The organism is Alteromonas sp. MTD1, assembly GCF_042848195.1.
In the GTDB taxonomy this organism is placed as follows: domain Bacteria; phylum Pseudomonadota; class Gammaproteobacteria; order Enterobacterales; family Alteromonadaceae; genus Alteromonas.
On sequence record NZ_BTGG01000001.1, the window covers coordinates 525,277 to 544,058 of the forward strand.

13 protein-coding genes are annotated in these 18,782 nt (G+C 43.8%); 3 read left to right on the forward strand and 10 right to left on the reverse strand.

Features of this window, described 5'->3' with window-relative positions:
• Positions 1-108: 108 nt before the first annotated feature.
• A complete protein-coding gene (locus ACGHAV_RS02230; RefSeq protein WP_390375814.1) occupies positions 109-516 on the forward strand; it encodes a hypothetical protein in 408 nt (135 codons plus the stop codon).
• Positions 517-600: 84 nt separating this feature from the next.
• Here the strand turns inward: ACGHAV_RS02230 and ACGHAV_RS02235 are convergent, their stop codons facing one another.
• Entirely contained in the window at positions 601-1,152 is a 552-nt protein-coding gene (locus ACGHAV_RS02235) for a DUF2919 family protein (protein ID WP_390375817.1), read from the reverse strand.
• Between the two features lie 375 nt (positions 1,153-1,527).
• Here ACGHAV_RS02235 and rimO point away from each other — a divergent pair, with 375 nt between their 5' ends.
• The gene (gene rimO, locus ACGHAV_RS02240; RefSeq protein WP_390375820.1) at positions 1,528-2,976 is read left to right on the forward strand and encodes a 30S ribosomal protein S12 methylthiotransferase RimO; all 1,449 of its coding nucleotides are present in this window, start codon (positions 1,528-1,530) and stop codon (positions 2,974-2,976) included.
• Between the two features lie 215 nt (positions 2,977-3,191).
• Here the strand turns inward: rimO and ACGHAV_RS02245 are convergent, their stop codons facing one another.
• The 6 genes from ACGHAV_RS02245 to ACGHAV_RS02270 form a co-directional block, all read right to left on the reverse strand.
• A complete protein-coding gene (locus tag ACGHAV_RS02245; RefSeq protein ID WP_390375823.1) occupies positions 3,192-3,851 on the reverse strand; it encodes an SDR family oxidoreductase in 660 nt (219 codons plus the stop codon).
• Between the two features lie 65 nt (positions 3,852-3,916).
• Positions 3,917-4,669 (reverse strand): 3-deoxy-manno-octulosonate cytidylyltransferase, encoded by a 753-nt coding sequence (gene kdsB, locus ACGHAV_RS02250; protein ID WP_390375826.1) that lies wholly within the window; start codon positions 4,667-4,669, stop codon positions 3,917-3,919.
• A gap of 8 nt (positions 4,670-4,677) precedes the next feature.
• Positions 4,678-4,872, reverse strand: a complete 195-nt coding sequence (locus ACGHAV_RS02255; RefSeq protein ID WP_334014280.1) for a Trm112 family protein — start codon at positions 4,870-4,872, stop codon at positions 4,678-4,680.
• Positions 4,873-4,884: 12 nt separating this feature from the next.
• Positions 4,885-5,904, reverse strand: coding sequence for a tetraacyldisaccharide 4'-kinase (lpxK, locus tag ACGHAV_RS02260; RefSeq protein WP_390376056.1), 1,020 nt, complete (start codon positions 5,902-5,904; stop codon positions 4,885-4,887).
• Between the two features lie 17 nt (positions 5,905-5,921).
• Positions 5,922-7,670, reverse strand: coding sequence for a lipid A export permease/ATP-binding protein MsbA (msbA, locus tag ACGHAV_RS02265; protein WP_390375830.1), 1,749 nt, complete (start codon positions 7,668-7,670; stop codon positions 5,922-5,924).
• Between the two features lie 301 nt (positions 7,671-7,971).
• Positions 7,972-10,680, reverse strand: coding sequence for a DNA internalization-related competence protein ComEC/Rec2 (locus ACGHAV_RS02270; RefSeq protein WP_390375833.1), 2,709 nt, complete (start codon positions 10,678-10,680; stop codon positions 7,972-7,974).
• A gap of 114 nt (positions 10,681-10,794) precedes the next feature.
• Between ACGHAV_RS02270 and ACGHAV_RS02275 the strand changes: the two genes are divergently transcribed.
• Entirely contained in the window at positions 10,795-11,322 is a 528-nt protein-coding gene (locus ACGHAV_RS02275) for a DUF2062 domain-containing protein (RefSeq protein WP_390375836.1), read from the forward strand.
• Between the two features lie 86 nt (positions 11,323-11,408).
• On the opposite strand, the gene ligA is transcribed toward ACGHAV_RS02275, so the two are convergent.
• The 3 genes from ligA to smc form a co-directional block, all read right to left on the reverse strand.
• Positions 11,409-13,457, reverse strand: coding sequence for an NAD-dependent DNA ligase LigA (gene ligA / locus ACGHAV_RS02280; RefSeq protein WP_390375839.1), 2,049 nt, complete (start codon positions 13,455-13,457; stop codon positions 11,409-11,411).
• A gap of 154 nt (positions 13,458-13,611) precedes the next feature.
• The gene (gene zipA, locus ACGHAV_RS02285; RefSeq protein ID WP_390375842.1) at positions 13,612-15,147 is read right to left on the reverse strand and encodes a cell division protein ZipA; all 1,536 of its coding nucleotides are present in this window, start codon (positions 15,145-15,147) and stop codon (positions 13,612-13,614) included.
• A 20-nt stretch (positions 15,148-15,167) separates the two neighbouring features.
• The gene (gene smc / locus ACGHAV_RS02290) at positions 15,168-18,668 is read right to left on the reverse strand and encodes a chromosome segregation protein SMC (RefSeq protein WP_390375845.1); all 3,501 of its coding nucleotides are present in this window, start codon (positions 18,666-18,668) and stop codon (positions 15,168-15,170) included.
• Positions 18,669-18,782: the final 114 nt, after the last annotated feature.

Genomic DNA, 18,782 nt, shown 5'->3' on the forward strand with positions numbered 1-18,782 from the left:
AACGCATTGATGAAAAATAACGATAACTCAATACGTTGCTTGTTTAACGAATAAAGACTAATTAATGTAACAAGCACTAAAATAATGTCTGGCGTACAGGAGAACACCATGTCACCCGAAGAACTAAATACACTGATGCAAGATTGTGCAAAAGACGCAGTGGTAGCCGCACAGCAAGAATTTGATATCGTGCTTAACAACACGCCAGAAAGCGTAGCCTTGGTGGATGATATTCTTTTGAGTTTTATCGATAAATACCATGATCAGGCATTGGAAGACCAAGCCGTATTTACGATTTGTAATATCTTCGGTGCGTACGTGGGAGAAATAGTTAAAACACAACTCGGTGGAGAATGGGTATATGACCAAACAAATCCTAATGCGCCTACTGTGTTTCTGAAAGTGAGTGATAACACTTACGCATTTGCTGGAATTTGTTACGAACGCTTGGTAAACGATAGCCAAATTAGCGTAAACGCTTATTACCAGCAGGCATTGTCGAACCACAAGCACTAAGACTATCATTGGGCGGCAATTCCCACATGCCGCCCAGATCCGAAACTTTTTCTCTCACAGTTGCATACTGAAAAGCACCAGCAACTATACGTTATTGACTTGTTTTTCGTTATCTTCTTTTCCAACAATCAACCAGTCTTCAATCATCCAATGCAAATGACGACTTTTCCAAAATGCGTACAATGCAAAAAGACAAAACGCCATTCTAAGCGCTACAACGAACTCGAAACGCCATTCGTGATCCAGTAAGTACGTCAATTGAACTGCGAATAGTAAAAAAGAGCCGAATAAAATAGTTGGTTTGATAGCGGTACACCACCTTATGTACCCTTTTTTCCATAAACGGTCCCGCTGACTAACCAATAATAGACCCGTTAGAATTGGTAGGCTTGCAATAAGCGCAATGCCCAAGCTCGCTTTATTTGGATAGAAAAAGCTCAGCAGCTCATTGGTTTGAGCGCGAGAAGCCAAAGAAAATATGAAAGCTATCCAGTCAATGCACAGCAACATGCACAACGCATACAGCCATTTAGGCGGTAAAATACGGCCCGACTCATCGTAAAATTGTAATGGGAGTTTAAGCATTGTTGCACCAAGTATCACTGGATACGCCTCGTATGAGTCGTGCTGTGCCAATGACTAATATTTTCCTGATTAGCTTACTATGGGGTGCAACGCTTAAATTAAAACCCTTTAATCCTATTTTGTGATGTTAACTTGCAGCTCTTCAAATAGCTGATGAGTTAGTGCTAGGCATAAACTGCGATAGCGTTTTCATCGCGCTTCCAAGTACTTTCTGACATAGAGGGTGAAGAAGACAAACGTTCAGTTATTTTAACCAAACATTAAAAACTATTAATTATACAAGTTTGATTGGTCGATTCTGGGCAGATGGGTACTGTAAATTAAAAAACTGACCAATAAAAAGCATGTTTGTTACTGAGTTATTTTTGCTTTTACTGTATAATCCGCGCCCATTTTAAACACAGTCATTTGTCGGGTAATTTTTAGATGACAGTAGAGACCTACAATCCAAAAAACATGGTCAACAAAACCACAACGCTTGAAACGCCTGTTAAGGTATTAAGCGATAACAAATCTAACGCAGCAAGCAACGGTAGCCGCATTGGGTTTGTGAGCCTCGGCTGTCCAAAAAACCTCGTTGATTCAGAACGCATACTTACACAGCTGCGCACTGAAGGTTATGACGTTGTTCCAACTTACAACGATGCCGACTTAGTTATTGTAAATACCTGTGGCTTTATTGACGCAGCGGTTGAAGAGTCGCTAGATACCATTGGCGAAGCACTAAAAGAAAACGGCAAGGTAATTGTTACCGGTTGCTTGGGTGTGAAAGAAGACGAGATACGCGAGCTACATCCTAACGTGCTTGCTATTACTGGCCCTCATGCCTATGAAACAGTAGTTGAACAAGTGCATGAACACTTGCCAAAACCCCAACACAATCCGTTTGAAGACCTTATTCCTGATCACGGTGTTAAATTAACGCCGCGTCACTACGCCTACCTTAAAATTTCCGAAGGCTGCAACCATCGTTGTACTTTCTGTATTATTCCTTCAATGCGTGGCGACTTGGTTAGCCGACCAGTAGGCAATGTGCTTGATGAAGCAAAACGCTTAAAAGAAGCGGGCGTGAAAGAGCTACTTGTTATTTCTCAAGATACCAGCGCTTATGGCGTAGATGTAAAACACCGCACTGGTTTCTGGAATGGTGTGCCGGTAAAAACACACATGCAGCAATTGTGTGAAAAACTGGGTGAAATGGGAATTTGGGTTCGCCTTCATTACGTTTACCCATACCCACATGTGGATGACCTTATTCCATTAATGAACGAAGGTAAAATACTCCCTTACCTAGATATTCCATTCCAACACGCTAACAAACGCATTCTTAGACTGATGAAGCGTCCTGGAAGCGCTGAGCGAACGCTTGAACGTGTTAAAAATTGGCGCGAACAGTGCCCTTCTTTGGTTATTCGCTCTACGTTTATCGTTGGTTTCCCAGGCGAAACCGAAGAAGAGTTTGAAGAGCTTCTTGATTTTCTTCGCGAAGCCCAGCTTGACCGCGTCGGTGCATTTGCTTACTCACCTGTTGAAGGTGCTAGAGCAAACGATCTGCCAGATCCCGTTCCAGAAGAGATAAAGCAAGCGAGACTAGCACGCTTTATGGAAGTGCAAGGCGAAATCAGCGCCGCACGATTAAAAGCCCGTATCGGCAATGAATATCAAGTAGTTATTGATAGTGTGGACGCTGAAGGGGCTGTAGGCCGAGCCTACGCGGACGCGCCAGAAGTTGACGGCGTTGTTCACCTAAATGGTGTATACGACGTAAAACCTGGCGACCGTGTATGGGCTGAAGTTATTCACGCTAATGAACACGACGTTTGGGCAGTTTTGTCTGAAGAGCAAGATGAAGAAGTAGACAGCGACAACGCGTAAGCTACTCTCTTTCTGATAAAAAAGGGCCTAAGTGTTATCTTCCCTAGGCCTTTTTTGTTTTTCACATGTCTACGCCAACTAAGATACTAACAACACGTTCTATGCGTTATTTCTAGAGCGTTATTTCAAAAGAGTTTCTATCAACTAACTATTTATCGATAGGACCTAACTCACAACGCTTCATTCTGCGAGCTGCATTCGTTACAAGCCGAAGCCTACCAAGGTAATATTTCACCGTTTGAATGGATGAATCGCCCTGCATTTTCGACGTTAAGTTCACCAATTCGCTCTACTAGACGAGACGCACAGGTGTCGGCATCAATGTCACCAGCGCCGTTTACCATTTCAGTTTGAACAAAGCCTGGGTGGAAAATACCTACTGCAATGCCTTTCGGTTTTAAGTCATTAGCCATAGAAACGCCTGCGGCATTTAAGGCTGCCTTCGACATTCTATAACCGTAATAACCGCCTGAACCATTGTCGGCCATTGACCCCATACGGCTTGTAATTAATGCAACTTTACTGTTTTCTGCCATAGCGGGTAACAGAGTTTGCGTTACCAATAGCGGCCCCAACGCGTTTACTCGAAATTGGTAGTCAATGGTGTTTGGATCCCAATCGTCGATACTTTCACGCCCCAAGACACCAGCATTGTTAATCAATATATCGATGTTTATCTCACGCAGCGGTGCTAATTTTTCGGCCAGAGAGTTGGCGTCTGATACATCAACACCACTTACTATATTCACACCAGAGCTATTTAGCTCATCACAACTATTACGGCATGTTGCATAGACGTTTGCGCCCTGCGCTTTATATTGTTTTGCGAGGGCTAAACCAATGCCGCGATTACCACCTGTTATAACAACGTTCATAGTCCGTTCCTTGTATATGCGTAATTATTGAAAAATAAGCTTAACCGTGCATTAAAGGCAATGGGCTATGCTTTTATAGTCGCCGTAAGACGCTCAAGATCTTCTGGTGTATCAATGCCTATGGGCGGTGGAGCCACTGCCACGGCACAATGAATTTTATCGCCATACCAAATAGCGCGAAGCTGTTCCAGCGACTCAATCTGCTCTAGCGCAGACGCTTCGTAAGATACATAGCACGACACATAAGCTGCGCGATAAGCGTAAATACCGATATGTCGCTTATAAAGCGCTGTATCAGCAGATGACGCGTCGGCCATCATGCGATCTCGCTCAAATGGAATAGGCGAACGAGAAAAATAAATTGATTCGCCGTGTGTATTCACCAACACCTTTACTACATTGGGATTAAAGACATCATCTACATCGTTTATTGGCGTTGAAAGGGTAGCCATTTGACACTGTGGTGCAGCAGCAAGATTTTCGGCCACCTGCATTATATTAGCGGCGGGAATAAAAGGTTCATCACCCTGTACGTTTACAACAATGGTATCGGCGGCAATCTTCTCTGTTTGTATTACTTCAGCAATGCGTTCCGTTCCAGACTGATGCAATGGTGACGTCATGCATACTTTGGCAAACCCCTCTACTACGTTTTTAATCCTATCGTCATCGGTAGCAACAATAATAGTGTCAGCGCCAGCTTCTTTAGCACGCTCAACGACATGTTGAATCATTGGCTTTCCGTCAATTAACGCTAATGGCTTACCTGGAAACCGACTTGAGCCATAGCGCGCTGGAATAACAACAGTAAATGACATAATAATTCCTAACGTGTAGCGTCTACTTCTTCAACAGACAAAGCGGTAGCCTTACTTTCAATTAATACCGGAATACCGTCTTTAATGTCGTAAGCAAGGCGATCGAATCGGCAGATCAGTTGAGACTTGTCCTCACTTAACACTAATTTGCCTTTACACACTGGGCACGCTAAAACATCTAATAGTTTTTTATCAAAAGCCATTTATTTTACTTCCTATCTATTTTTCACTTGTGCAAGCCCAGCCTGTGCAAGCTTTGTATTTATTAAAGTATAAAAGTCTGCCGCCAAATGCGCTTCTACCGGCAAATACCAACAGTCTTCATGGGCAAAGTCTTTCACTTTAACCGCGTCTTTTTCAGTCATTAACACAGTTCCGCGTGGTATGTCAGAAGCATCATAAGCATGATGGTCTGGCATTGGGAAAGTATTAGTAAGGTTCAAACCCATGTGCTTTAGTTGCTGGAAAAAACGTGCTGGAGAGCCTATTCCAGCAATAGCGCTACAAGAGCTATAGGCAAACTCGCTGGCGTCGTGAGTAATTGTTGGGTCCACCACATTGACAAACTTATTAGCAACCAGTGTCATTAAAAATTGCGGTGCCACCGCATTGTCAAAGGTAGGCATATTGCGTGCGTTATGAATAAGTGCATCAACAAGACCAAGACGCCACTGCCCTTCTCGTAGTGGCCCCATTGGAAGCAAATAGCCGCTTCCCACTTTCCTGTCATCCATTACAACTAATTCAACGTCTCTGTGTAGGGCGTAATGCTGAAGCCCATCGTCGCAAATAATAACATCGCAATGCAATTCATCAGCTAAGTACTTAGCACCACGAGCACGCTTTGGGTCTATCACTACATCACAACCGCTTCGTCCCGCCAAAAGTCGTGGCTCGTCACCTACTTCACTGGCCTTGTCGGTGTGTGTAACCAACCTTGGATAAAAATCTGACTTGCCGCCATAACCTCGGCTTAAAATGCCAACTTTTAGCCCAATGCTAGAATAGTACTCAGCTAACGCGAGCACCACCGGCGTTTTCCCATTACCGCCTACGCTAATATTGCCTACAACGATAACCGGAGCATTGGGTTTGTAAGCGCGCTTAACTCCAACTTTATACAGCACACGGCGCAGCGCTGTAATAAAGAAAAAAAGCAAAGAAAAAGGGGCAAGCAGCCACACTGCAGGGTGGCCGAAATACCATTTATCATGATTTGATGTTGCCCCAGTCATTGGCTTTGAGGAATTACTCACTTAGCCTCACCAAATTGCAAAGCGTGAAGTTGGGCATAGTGACCACCTTTCTCAAGCAACTCGTGGTGCTTACCCTGTTCTATAATACGGCCCTGTTCTACCACCATTATGCAGTCTGCGTTTTCAATCGTAGACAGCCTGTGCGCAACCACAATACTCGTGCAGCGTTTCTGCAATGTTTCAAGGGCGTCTTGAATAAGCTTTTCCGACTCTGTATCTAAAGCAGAAGTTGCTTCATCTAGAATAAGTATGGGCGCTTGCGCTAATATCGCGCGTGCTATTGCTATACGCTGCCTTTGACCGCCTGAAAGCATTAGGCCATTTTCGCCTATTACGGTGTCTAGGCCTTCAGGAAGATTTGATAAAAACTCTTCGACGTGTGCCATTTTCGCTGCGTTTTCAATTTCCTTACGCGACACATTTTGCTTAGCACCATAAGCGATGTTATTTGCAATACTGTCGTTAAACAGGGTGACGTTCTGCGAAACCACGGCAAACTGAGCACGCAAAGACTTTAAATCAATACTGTTTAGTGGTGAATCATCAAGGCGAATTTCACCTTGTTGCGGCATGTAGAAACGGGTTAGTAACGATGAGATTGTTGATTTTCCGCTCCCAGAGCGGCCAACAAGGGCAATAGACTGACCGGGCTTAGCAACAAAACTGACATTGGTAAGCGCAGGGGTATTTTTACTAGGGTAAGTAAACGTAACATCATCAAATTCAATTTTACCCTGCACACGGCCAAGCTGCTTGCCACCTTCGTCTTCTTCATCTTGTTTGTCTAGGATTTCAAAAATACTGGCACACGCTGCCATACCTTTTTGAAATTGATTGTTGATAGTGGTTAGCTGTTTAAGCGGCTTAAGTAACATCACCATACAAAAAACCACGTTGATAAATACACCTGCGGTAAGCTGCTCTAACATGCCCGGCGTGCTTGCAATGAACAACACTACCGCCAACGCAATCGATGCAATAACCTGAATAGAAGATACGCTAAGAATTTGAGTAACCGACAGTTTCATGGTTTGCTGGCGGTTATGATTGTTTTTGTCTTTAAAACGCGACTGCTCAATTTCTTGACCGCCAAACATAATGACCACTTTGTGGCCCTTCACAGCCTGTTCGACCGACGATGTTAAGTTACCCATCGATTGCTGAATGTTCTTACTTACCACTCTAAATCGCTTGCTAACAAACGACACAATAACAGCTACAAGAGGGCCAATAAGTAAGAATATGAGTGAAAGCTGCCACGAGTAATAAAACATTACGCACAACAAACCGATAACCAGCGCCCCTTCTCTTACCAAGGTCAACAGCGCTTTACCAGAGGCATTGGCAACCTGTTCGGTGTCGTATGTCACTTTACTAATTAGCCCGCCTACCGAGTGGTTATCGTGAAATGAAACGGGTAAGTGAATATATTTCTCGAAGAGCTGCTGACGCATACGCATTACAACCTGTGCGCCAATCCAGCTTAACGTGTAGCTACCTAAAAAGTTGAAAATACCACGTAACAAAAAGAGTGGAACGATAGCGTAAGCCGCTAAACGTAAATAGTCGTGATCATTTTTACCCAAAGATTCATCTATCATGGGCTGCAACTGTGCAAATACAAAAGTATCCACTGCCGAATAACCAATCATGCCAATAATAGCGATAACAAATGGCATCTTGTACGCTTTCAAATAAGCTAAAAAGCGTTTTAATTGAATATCCGAGTTGTCGGCTTGCTGCATGGATTTTATGAACCTTTGTTTTTTTCATTTCGCTAGTTAGCTACACAGCGAACGTATGAACCTTGTAAATGAACTGTGTTTAACCACGTATTCAGCGCGAAGCGTTTTGTGATACGACGACTTTGCGACACCATCTTTTCGAAAGCTAAGATGCTACGCAATTGCTTTATTGTACTCGTTCTTGTGGAATATCACTAATATACCCATAAAACTGGTCAATCTATCAACATCTTACACAAACAAATACACACCGCCTTTCTAGCTAAGTAAGGGCTAATGCTTATTTATAAAGACCTTTTTATTAACGCGCAGGAATAAACCAGCGTTTGTGCAGATCTTTTCGATAACTTTCAAGCCTGAATGAATCTTGTTCTACATTAATAACGTCGGAATGATTATTAAAAAGAAACGTGGCTTTAATATAGCCGTGATAACTGGTGTTAAGCTGCAAAACACGGTTATTACGGTACCGCTCTTGTACTTCTTTTGCTGGAAATTTCCAGCGGTTTAAATAGCCTTGCGTAAACACTACTGCCTTTGGGTTTACTGCGCGAATAAAAGCATTAGTTGAAGAGGTTTTGCTTCCGTGATGTGGCGCAATAAGAAGGTCTGCTTCTAAATCGTGTTTGTATAAATTATATTCGTTGCTTTGATTTAGCAGTGTAAGTAATGCGTATTCACTAGAGCGCTCAATATCTCCAGGAATAAGAACACTTTGCTCTCCGTCAGTTATTTTCACAACACACGATTGGGCATTAGAGTCTTCTTGGTTTCCCGCTTTAGGCCATAAAAAGAGAATACGTAGTTGTTCCCATTCTACGGTTTTACCATGCTCACAACCATTTAGCGGCGTGTAGTTAATGCTCCCGCTCGCCAAAGGTGAATTAATTATGGTTGAAGCGCCACCGGCATGATCGTTGTCACCGTGAGTATGAATAACGTGGGCAATGCGCTCTATGTGAAGACCGCGTAAAAACGGGATCATTACCCGCTTAGCCGTTGTTGCGTGACCATTTACGCTTAACCCCGAGTCAATGATAACAGCGGACGTACCTTGAGTGACAGCGATAGCACTGGCTTGACCCGCATCAAACACGTGAACTTGCCATACGTTTTTGCTATTTGGCAAAAAGGCCAAAATAAAGGGCGCAATCAATACAGCACTAAAAAAATATTTACCACGAAAATAAGGGAAAAATAATAAACACAACGCCGCTAAGCTACTTATGGCTGCCGGGGCCGACAGCGGCATGTCTATTGAGTTGTGTACTGAGCTGCTAGTTGCATCTGAAAGTCCAAATAAATCAAAGGCCGCCAGAGCGTGAAGAAAGTCAAAGAACCAAGTAAGTACTGTGTCTACCTGTTCGAAAGCCTGCTTCAACCCCCCAACAAACCCATCTAGTTTGTTATTCGGTGCAACTTGATGTAACACTTGTTGTGAAGTAGGCGGTTGTGGCCAATATAAGTGAGAAAAGTGCAGTGAAAATAACAGCAGCAGTGAAACAGGTAGTAGGACAGTAATAAGCGGCAGTGCCAAAAGGTTAGCCACTAACCCAAGCATACTAGCGCTTCCAAACCACACTAGCGCAAGAGGAATAATGGCTACACTGATACAAACCTGAAGTTGAAACAACGCAACGTACCACGGCTTTTGATGTAGCTTAAAACGCAATGAAATAAGCGTGATTACAACAACAGCCCCTACACTTAAATAAAAGCTGGCCGTCAAATGTGACAATGGAAAAACCAACAAACACCCCACGCACATTAGGGCAATAATGTGTAATGGTCTCATCACAAAATGCATGCAAACAATAAAGCACGCAATAACTAACAATATATATGCACGAACAACAGGCAATGCTAACCCGCTGAGTGAGGCGTAAAACCAACACAACAACAGTACAAACAGAAACACGCATACACGCAGTGGTGTTAAATGTAGCGACCGAGTTAGTGTTGTTTTGCTGTGTATACCAAAAACAAAACGGCTGAACTTGCTTAAAAATGCTAGTAAGACGACTAACCCACTAGATGCAATAAGTACCGTACTTGCCACAATTGAAAGGTGCATGCCCGAAATGCTAAACAAGTGACCCGTACCGGTTAATTGAAGTAACTGCCAATCCTGCTCGTTTAGCGCGCTTCTATCCCCAAAAAGTAAGGCCTGCCACCATTTTTGATTTTGAAGTTGTAAGCTGGCCAACGTTTGTTTGTAAGCTGATCTTTGCTTGTGTTGATGCAGAGTTTTGGTGAGGTAAATGTGTTTTATGTACCCCGTAGCGACCACGCCCTGACTTACTAGATGCTGCTGTTTATTAAACCCTATAGGGTTAGCTGTGCCATATGCGGGTTTTAACTTTACCGTTGCGTGAAAAGTATCACCGTTGTGCAGGCATTCGTCGGCATCGGGTACGCTCATGCTTTCATTCAAATTGGACGGCTTACGCCATGAGCTTTTATAGCTCAACGTCAGTTTAGGAGGATTGATTGAATACCATAGTGAAAAGAGAGAAGGCATTGGTGTGTAGTATGCGGCAGATTTATTGTCTAGTGTTACAAGCTCAACAGTATAACGCTGTGTTCTGTGTTGATTCTGAGAACTACGCGCATTATTCAGCAGGGTTGACGAGACAGCACACCCGCCATTTAATACCTTACCTACAATCATGACATCTTGTTGAATTTTATCCCTAGGCAGTTGCCAAGCGTAGTGTAAATGCCCTACACTCGCGGCCCAGATTACGCCTAATATTATACCGAACGTTATGCAGGATATTGCACCGTAAAAAGCAGTATTGTTACCAAGTAAAGCACCTAACTTTGTATGACATAATACTAATGCGTTTACAGTTACCAACAACACTAGGCAATACCCAAGCGTTTCTATTGTTGGTAGCGACGGCCAAAAAGCACTGCTTAACGTAGCTAGACAAAAGCAGTAAAGCCAAATTGTGGTATCATTGAATTTCGCAGTTCGGCTTTGACGATAGAATTCATTGCTGTTCATGTTAATTGTGGATGAAAGGCAACTGGCCTAGTTCGTTTATAGTTAACATCAAGCGGTCATGTGAACGCAGTAATATATGTAATTAGTATTTGTTTTCGAGACGCATCGAGATTTATGCCAAAGAAATTTATTCGACGATTTTTGCCTGATCACCAGAGCATCAAGCAAAATAAAGCCCTAAAGATATTCGGCAAAGTGCTTCACGAGCCTAATTTGTGGCACTTGAACCGTCGCTCTGCGTCTGGTGCGTTTGGCATAGGGTTGTTTTTTGCATTCTGGCCAGTGCCATTTCAGATGTGGCTGTCAGCAGGTGTTGCAATACCGTTCAGAGCAAACCTTCCTTTATCGGTTGCTACCGTTTGGATAACAAACCCGTTTACTATTCCGCCCATATTCTACGGTGCTTACAAAGTTGGAACTACTGTACTGGGGACCACTCCTCAGCATTTTGAATTTCAGTTTAGTTGGCAGTGGGTGGTAGAAAGCCTAAATACCATTGGCCCCGCATTTCTTGTTGGCTGTGGCATTTGCTCGGTATTTTTTGGCCTTGCGGGTTATTTTTCACTTAACTGGCTGTGGCGTTTGCAAGTGAAAAAAGCCTGGGAGCGCAGAAGAGTTCTGCGCGAAGAAGCTAAACAGTAAACATATCGAAAGTTTTAAAAAACGCCGCAAGTTAACAACAAGCGGCGTTTTTAATTAAAGCAATGAAATAGAACTTCTATTAACAACTACTTCTCATGCTCTGAAAGAAAGGCCAGAAGAGCAGCTTCATCCCACACTTCAACCTCTAATTCTTGCGCTTTAGTCAGCTTAGAGCCTGCTTTTTCACCTGCTACCAAGAAATCAGTGTTTTTGCTTACCGACCCTGCTACCTTAGCACCAAGTAACTGTAAACGGGCTTTAGCATCAGACCGCGCCATCTCGCTTAGTGTGCCTGTAATTACACATGTTTTACCTTCAAGCGGTAAATTATCACTAGAAGGCTTTTCAATAGCAGGCCAGTTAATGCCTTCTCTTAATAGCGCATCAATTACGTCTAGATTATGGCTTTCATTGAAAAAGTTGAATATGTGTGCAGCAACTACCTCGCCAACATCTGGCACTTCAACAAGCGATTCGAGTGAAGCACTTTTAATAGCGTCTAATGTCTCAAAATGCGACGCTAGGTTTGCCGCTGTTGCCTCACCGACTTCTCGTATACCTAATGCATACAAAAATTTAGCTAACGTGGTTGTTTTAGACGCTTCCAATGAATCGAGCAATTTACTGGCCGACTTTTCTGCCATACGCTCAAGGCCAATTAGACTGCCCAGCGACAAGGTAAAGAAGTCTGCTGGACTGTGTACTAAGTCGGCATCTACGAGTTGGTAGACTAATTTGTCACCCAAGCCATCAATATCGAACGCCTTACGTGAAGCAAAATGTTTAAGTGCTTGTTTGCGCTGTGCTGCACAAATAAGTCCACCTGTGCAGCGCGCGACAGCTTCGTCTTCAAGTTTTTCAACATGCGAGTCGCATACAGGGCATTGCGATGGAAACGCGATAACGCGTTCGTCACCGGTTCTATTTGCCTCAACGACAGATACGACTTGCGGAATTACGTCTCCAGCCCTGCGGATCACCACAGTGTCGCCAATTTTAACGCCAAGGCGGCTGATTTCATCCTGATTGTGTAACGTAGCGTTCGATACTGTAACTCCACCTACAAATACAGGCTCTAAACGAGCAACAGGAGTGATAGCGCCGGTTCTTCCTACTTGAAACTCTACGTCAATTAGCGTTGTAACTTCTTCTTGAGCAGGGAATTTCTGCGCAATGGCCCAACGCGGGGCTCGTGCAACAAAACCCAGCGCATTTTGTAATTCAATGGCGTTTACTTTGAATACAACACCGTCAATATCGTAGGGCAAAGCGTCTCTTACATTAAGTATGCGATTGTAATAATCAAGACAACCTTTGCCGCCGCTGGCGGTATCTATTTCAGGGCAAAGCGGTAGCCCCCATTTACCCAACTGTGAAAGCCGTTCGCTGTGGCTATTTGGCAGCGTAAATGTATCTGGCTGCACTACGCCTAACGAATACGCATAAAACATCAGTGGACGCTTGGCTGTTATTTTAGAGTCTAATTGACGTAAGCTTCCTGCGGCCGCATTGCGCGGGTTAGCAAACACCTTCCCGCCTTTTTCACGCTGCGTTGCATTCAACTTTTCAAAGCCATCACGAGGCATAAACACTTCACCACGCACTTCTACACGCGCAGGAATATCAGTTCCACGTAACGTTAGCGGCACATTTGATATAGTACGAACGTTAGCTGTGATGTTCTCGCCTACCTGACCGTCTCCTCGGGTAGCAGCACGAACAAGCTCACCGTTCTCGTAAAGAATACTTACTGCTAATCCGTCTAGTTTAGGTTCACAACTAAATGCTAGTACACCATCTGCAGGTGTATTAGATTTAAGTCTGTCTTTTATACGCTTTTCAAAAGCCAGTAACGATTCATCGTCAAAAGCATTGTCTAGTGACAGCATAGGCACATCGTGCGTTACTTGTTCGAATGCAGATAGTGCTTCGCCACCTACTTTTTGGCTTGGCGAGTTTGGACTTTGCAGTGAAGGATACGCTTTCTCTAAAGCAATAAGTGCCTGCATATCGCGATCGTATACGGCATCAGGTACTGAAGGATCGTCTAATACATAGTACTGGTAGTTGTATTCATTTATCTTATTGCGAAGAGTCGCAACATCTTGCTGTGCTTGTTCGAGAGTCTCAGACATAGAGATACTTTTTACGCCATCTAAAAGAAAATACTAAATCAATACTTATAAAAATCAGGTCATGATAATTACAAGCTAGAAAGAAAAAGACTTGGCTGAAACCAAGTCCTTTAAAGTTTTGTTTAAGCCTAGTAAAGCTATCAACTATTATTTACTAACTACGGGCAATTATTCGCTTACGTTCAAACTCACGGATCTTTTCAACGTACTGCTGTAAACCTTGTTTGGTAAGCACACTACGTCGTCCATCAAGCACTTGAGCGCCAAATTCGTCGGCCAACTTACGGGCTGCATTATGCATCATGTTAAATACTTGATGCGGATCGCCCTCTATGGGCAAAATCATAAATAACGATACGCCCTGTGTCTCAAAGTTTTCTAGGTTATCTATGTCGAAAACGCCAGGTTTGAACATATTTGCAAGGCTAAATAACACCGGGCCTTTGCCGTTTGAATTTACATGGCGGTGGAAAATATCCTGATCGCCAAATTTAAAACCTAACGTCAGCAGCATAGGTAATAACGCCGCACCGGCGATAGGCGCATCCTCTGGTGCACGTACGTTAAGTACTAACACCTCTGGTTCTATATTCGACTGCGCTTTTGCATTAGCTGATGCACTTTCATCTGTGTCGTTGGCACTAAAGGCGCCTTCTGTATCGCTGTCATCAAAATCAATGCGCATTTGATCATCACCGAAATTCGGCTCTTCGCGCTTTCTTGTTTGCGCTTTCGCAGACTTATTTCGGCTAAAGCGTTTAGGCTGTTCATCAGGCTTTGTCTGTGTGCGCTCAGAAGACGTTGTCACTCGCTCTGGTTGTGATGGCGCATCTAAACTGAAATCTGCCACTTCACGTTGTTGCGCAGACATGGTGTCGGCTGTTTCAGTGTTTGCCTCATCCGTCGGGTCCACGTATAGCTTAGGCTCTTTGCGCGTTACAGGCTCGTAAGCTGGTGTTACCGGCTGATTTGCAGGTGCCTCAGTGTTACCGCCCTCTTGTGCTTCACTTGCACTTGATTCACTGTCATACTCTTCCCCTTCTTTTAATAAGAAGCCCGGTGGCTCAGGGAAGTCGGCAACATTATTGGGCGGTGCTGCATTTGTGCTGCCTGTGCCGGTATGCCCACGTGAAGCCCCTTTCACATGAGACATATGAGGTTTTGGATTGCTTACTACCGAACCATAAAGCTTTGGTTCTGGGGCCGCTTCAGGTTCAACAGTTGAAGTTGGCGAGTTGGGCTCAACACCCTCTTCATTATCGATAGGTTCATTTCTATTGGAAGGCGTGTTTGCAGATGCAGTTTCATCAAACTTATCAACAGCACTGCTGTTGTCGCTATTAATGTCGCTACCACTGTGGAGCGGCTGTGATGCTAAAGTATCGTCAGAATCGCTTTGTTCTTGTTCGCGGGTATTTGACTTACCCACGACTCGAACAGCACCAAGTCCAAGCTCATCAAAGCCTTCTTGATGTTTGCTGCCACTAACAGCGCCTTCAATGCCTTCATCTAGGTCAATATCTGCACCATTTTCTTCAAAAACATCGTCTTCGGCCCATTGTCTAGGCTCTAAACGTGTTTTCTCTTCTGGTTTTGAATTTTTGCGAATCTTCCAAATCCCGTGCGCCAGTACACCAATGATAAAAACGGTGCCGCCAAGGAGTAAAAATAGACGTAATTCATCTTCCATTTAATTTCTTTCGCCCTTTGTTATGCTTCTGCGAAGGCAACAGCTTCATCTACGTCAACAGCAACCATGCGCGACACGCCCGGTTCTGCCATGGTTACCCCAGTAAGGTGACTCGCCATTTCCATCGCTATTTTATTGTGGGTGATATAAATAAACTGCACTGTTTGCGACATTTCTGAAACCAAGTTACAAAAACGCCCCACATTTGCATCATCCAGTGGTGCATCCACTTCATCCAACAGACAAAACGGTGCTGGGTTTAATCTAAAAATAGCAAACACCAATGATAAAGCGGTTAATGCTTTTTCTCCACCGCTTAAAAGGTGAATAGTGCTATTTTTCTTACCTGGTGGTCGCGCCATTATGGTTACACCGGTTTCGAGTAAGTCGTCATCGGTTAATGCCAAATACGCAGAGCCGCCCCCAAACACTTTTGGAAACAGCATTTTTAAATCTTCGTTTACCTGTTCAAAGGTTGAGGAGAAACGAGTGCGAGTCTCTTTATCTATCTTTCTTATAGCCGATTGAAGTGTCTCAAGCGCTTCCGTTAAATCGTTATGTTGCGTATCTAAATGCGCTTTTCTTTCAGATTGTGTTTCAAACTCTTCAACGGCAGCTAAGTTCACTGCCCCCAAACGTTGTAGTGCACTTTGCGTGCGCTCCAAATCCTCTTGCCATTTTTGCTCTTCAGCTTCTTCTGGCAGACTTTCAAGAATGGTTTTAAGGGACTGCTGAGTATCTTCTAGCTGCTCTAAAATGGTGTTCGCGCGCACTCGATACCCTTCAATATCAATATTGAGCTTATCGATATTGGTTTGTCGTGCTTGAATGTCTTTGGTAAGCGATTGATTTCCCTTTTCAGCTTCTTTCAACCAAGCTTCAATATCTTCAAGTACGGTTTGTTTTTCTATACGCAGCGCTTCAAACGTTTCTTTTTCAGCCAATAGATTCTGTAACTCTGCCTCTTGTATTTCTTGTGGTGCGGTTAACTGATTAAGCTCTTGCTGAAGGCGCTCTTTGTTTTGAATATACTCTTCTCGCTGCGCTTTATTGCGTTCAAGTTGCTTAGAGTACATTTGCTGATGGTTATCTAGCTGCTGTTTCTTAAGCGCTAGCTCATGATTTTGTGACGTAAGTGAATCGCTTAATGCTCGAAGCTCCGACACGCTGCGCTCTAACGACTCGCGCTTTGTATTTACCTCCTCGATATGCACTTCGTGTTCAAGTATTTGCGCTTCTTCAAGCTCTAACTTCTCGGAAAGCTGCGCTAGCTGCTCTTCTTCTTTGGCGAGCAGTAACGTTTGCTTTTCAAGTTCATCATTCAGTTTAGTGCTGCGCGATGCCTGCTGCTCTTGTTGCATAGTAAGCAAAGACAGCTTGTTTTTAAGCTGCGTCAGTGATGCTTCCAATTCGTTAAGTGCACGCACCTTTTCTTGCAACTGCTCACTCAGCGCCTCGCATTGCAACTCACATTGCTCGCGTTCCTCAATTAATGCCGACTTTGTCTCATCAATGTCATTAATTTGTGCATTTAGCGCTTCAATTTTGTTTGCTCGTTGCAATGCACCATCGTTCACCTCTCCCGGCTTCAGCACCCAATGAGGGCTAGACCACAACCCGGTATTAGAAAGCAAACTTACATGAGTGCCTGTAATGTCTTTTTCTAATGCACTGGTTGCTGCGCGCAAGTCATCGTCGTTTTCAAATAACTTAATGCTGTTAAATAATGCGGGAACCGAATCATTAAAGGCTAATAGCGCGTTAGCTAAGGTACCCTCGTCAGCGTCTTGAATAAACGTTTTGCTGGCATATAACGGCGTACCAGCCGGTATTGATGAGATACTTTGAAGCAAATCTGAAACACTGTGCGTTATCGCCACACATGGCTCTCGTAAGTAACGAAGTACTGATTCCACACAAGGAGCAAGCTCGTCTGAGGACTTAAGGTGCTGCCATAAGGGTGCAATACCATCAAAGCCTTCAGTGGCATGCTGTGAAGTGACTTGCAGAGCATCTTGCTGCAATGCCTCCAATGCAGACTTTGTCGAGTTTGCCGTCTGCCACTTACCGTGTATTTCTCTAATCGTATTTTCTAAAGTCTTGAGCTTTTCTTTTTCGTTGTTAACCGTGTCGCTTTCTTTGTTAACAAGCGCTTGTTTGGCATGAACAAGCTGCTCTGTCTCTGCTATTTGCTCGCTCAACACTTCAATTTGTATTGCTAGCTCATCGTCATCAAGCTGTTTAATTTCTTCTTGAAGCTCACTGATTCGCTGTGAAGTACGAAGCTGCATACTCATGGTCGACTGAACTTGGCTATGGCACTGCTGCACATTTTGACGAAGCTGATTATAGGTTAGTTCTTGCTCACGCGCTTTGGCGTTAAATTCTCGCAGCCCTTGTTCAGCATCGTCAAAACGCTCTCTAGCATGTTCTAGTTCAGCTTCTTTCAAGGCCAGTTCAGGTTCAATAGCAATGAGCGCGGTTTCTGATACTGAAAGCGCATCTTCAGCTTCCACAATGGTGGCGTTCAGTACCGTATGCTGCTCATCAATACGTTGGAGTTCTTGTTCAACTTGGCTTTTTCGCTGCTTTGCATGTAATGCATTTTGCTCAAGCCGCGTTATCGCATTTCCGGTGGTGAATATTTGCTGCTGCAGGTCGTCAATATCGTGTTTAGTTTGAACCTGACGTGTTTTGTAGGTTTCAAGCCCGGCTTCATCGCCTTGTAATCGTGCTGTTAAATCATCTACCTCTAGCTGCAGTGCTTGTTGCTGCTTTTGAAGCGTTTCAATATGCTCGCTGTTTTTAAGGAAGCGTATTGCAGCAAGTTGGCCTTTCAGTTCTCGAACTTGAGCCCTTAACGTTTTATAGCGCGTTGCAGCGGCAGCTTGGCGTTGTAGTTTTTCAAGTTGTTTGCCTAGCTCATCCCTAACGTCATTTAAACGGTCAAGATTATCGTGTGTGTGCCTTATACGATTTTCAGTTTCTCTTCGGCGCTCTTTGTATTTAGAAATCCCCGCCGCTTCCTCAATGAATACACGCAATTCTTGCGGTTTCGATTCGATTAAGCGTGAAATCATGCCCTGTTCGATAATGGCGTAAGATCTCGGCCCGAGGCCTGTACCTAAGAAAAGGTCGGTTACATCGCGACGTCTACATTTAGTACCATTTAAAAAGTAGTTAGATTGAGCATCGCGTGTTACCAGACGCTTTACCGAAAGCTCATTATATTTAGCATATTCGCCATCAATACGACCGGCACTATTATCAAAAACCAGCTCTACACTACATTGACCAACAGGCTTTCGACTTGACGAACCGTTGAAAATTACATCCGTCATCGCATCGCCACGTAAGTTCTTAGCTGAACTTTCACCTAGCACCCAACGAACGGCGTCTATTACATTTGATTTTCCGCAACCGTTGGGCCCAACAATGGCGGTCATTTCCCCAGGAAAAGGAATAGAGGTTGGCTCAACAAAAGACTTAAAGCCCGCTAGCTTTATTTTTTTTAGTCTCACGCAATCACTCCTATATATATAATTGCGCAAACAGCGAAGACTACCGCAACATTACAGGGGTATCGTGTGTTATGACAATGGAGAGAAAACGTTAGCGTCACAAAAATTTTTCTT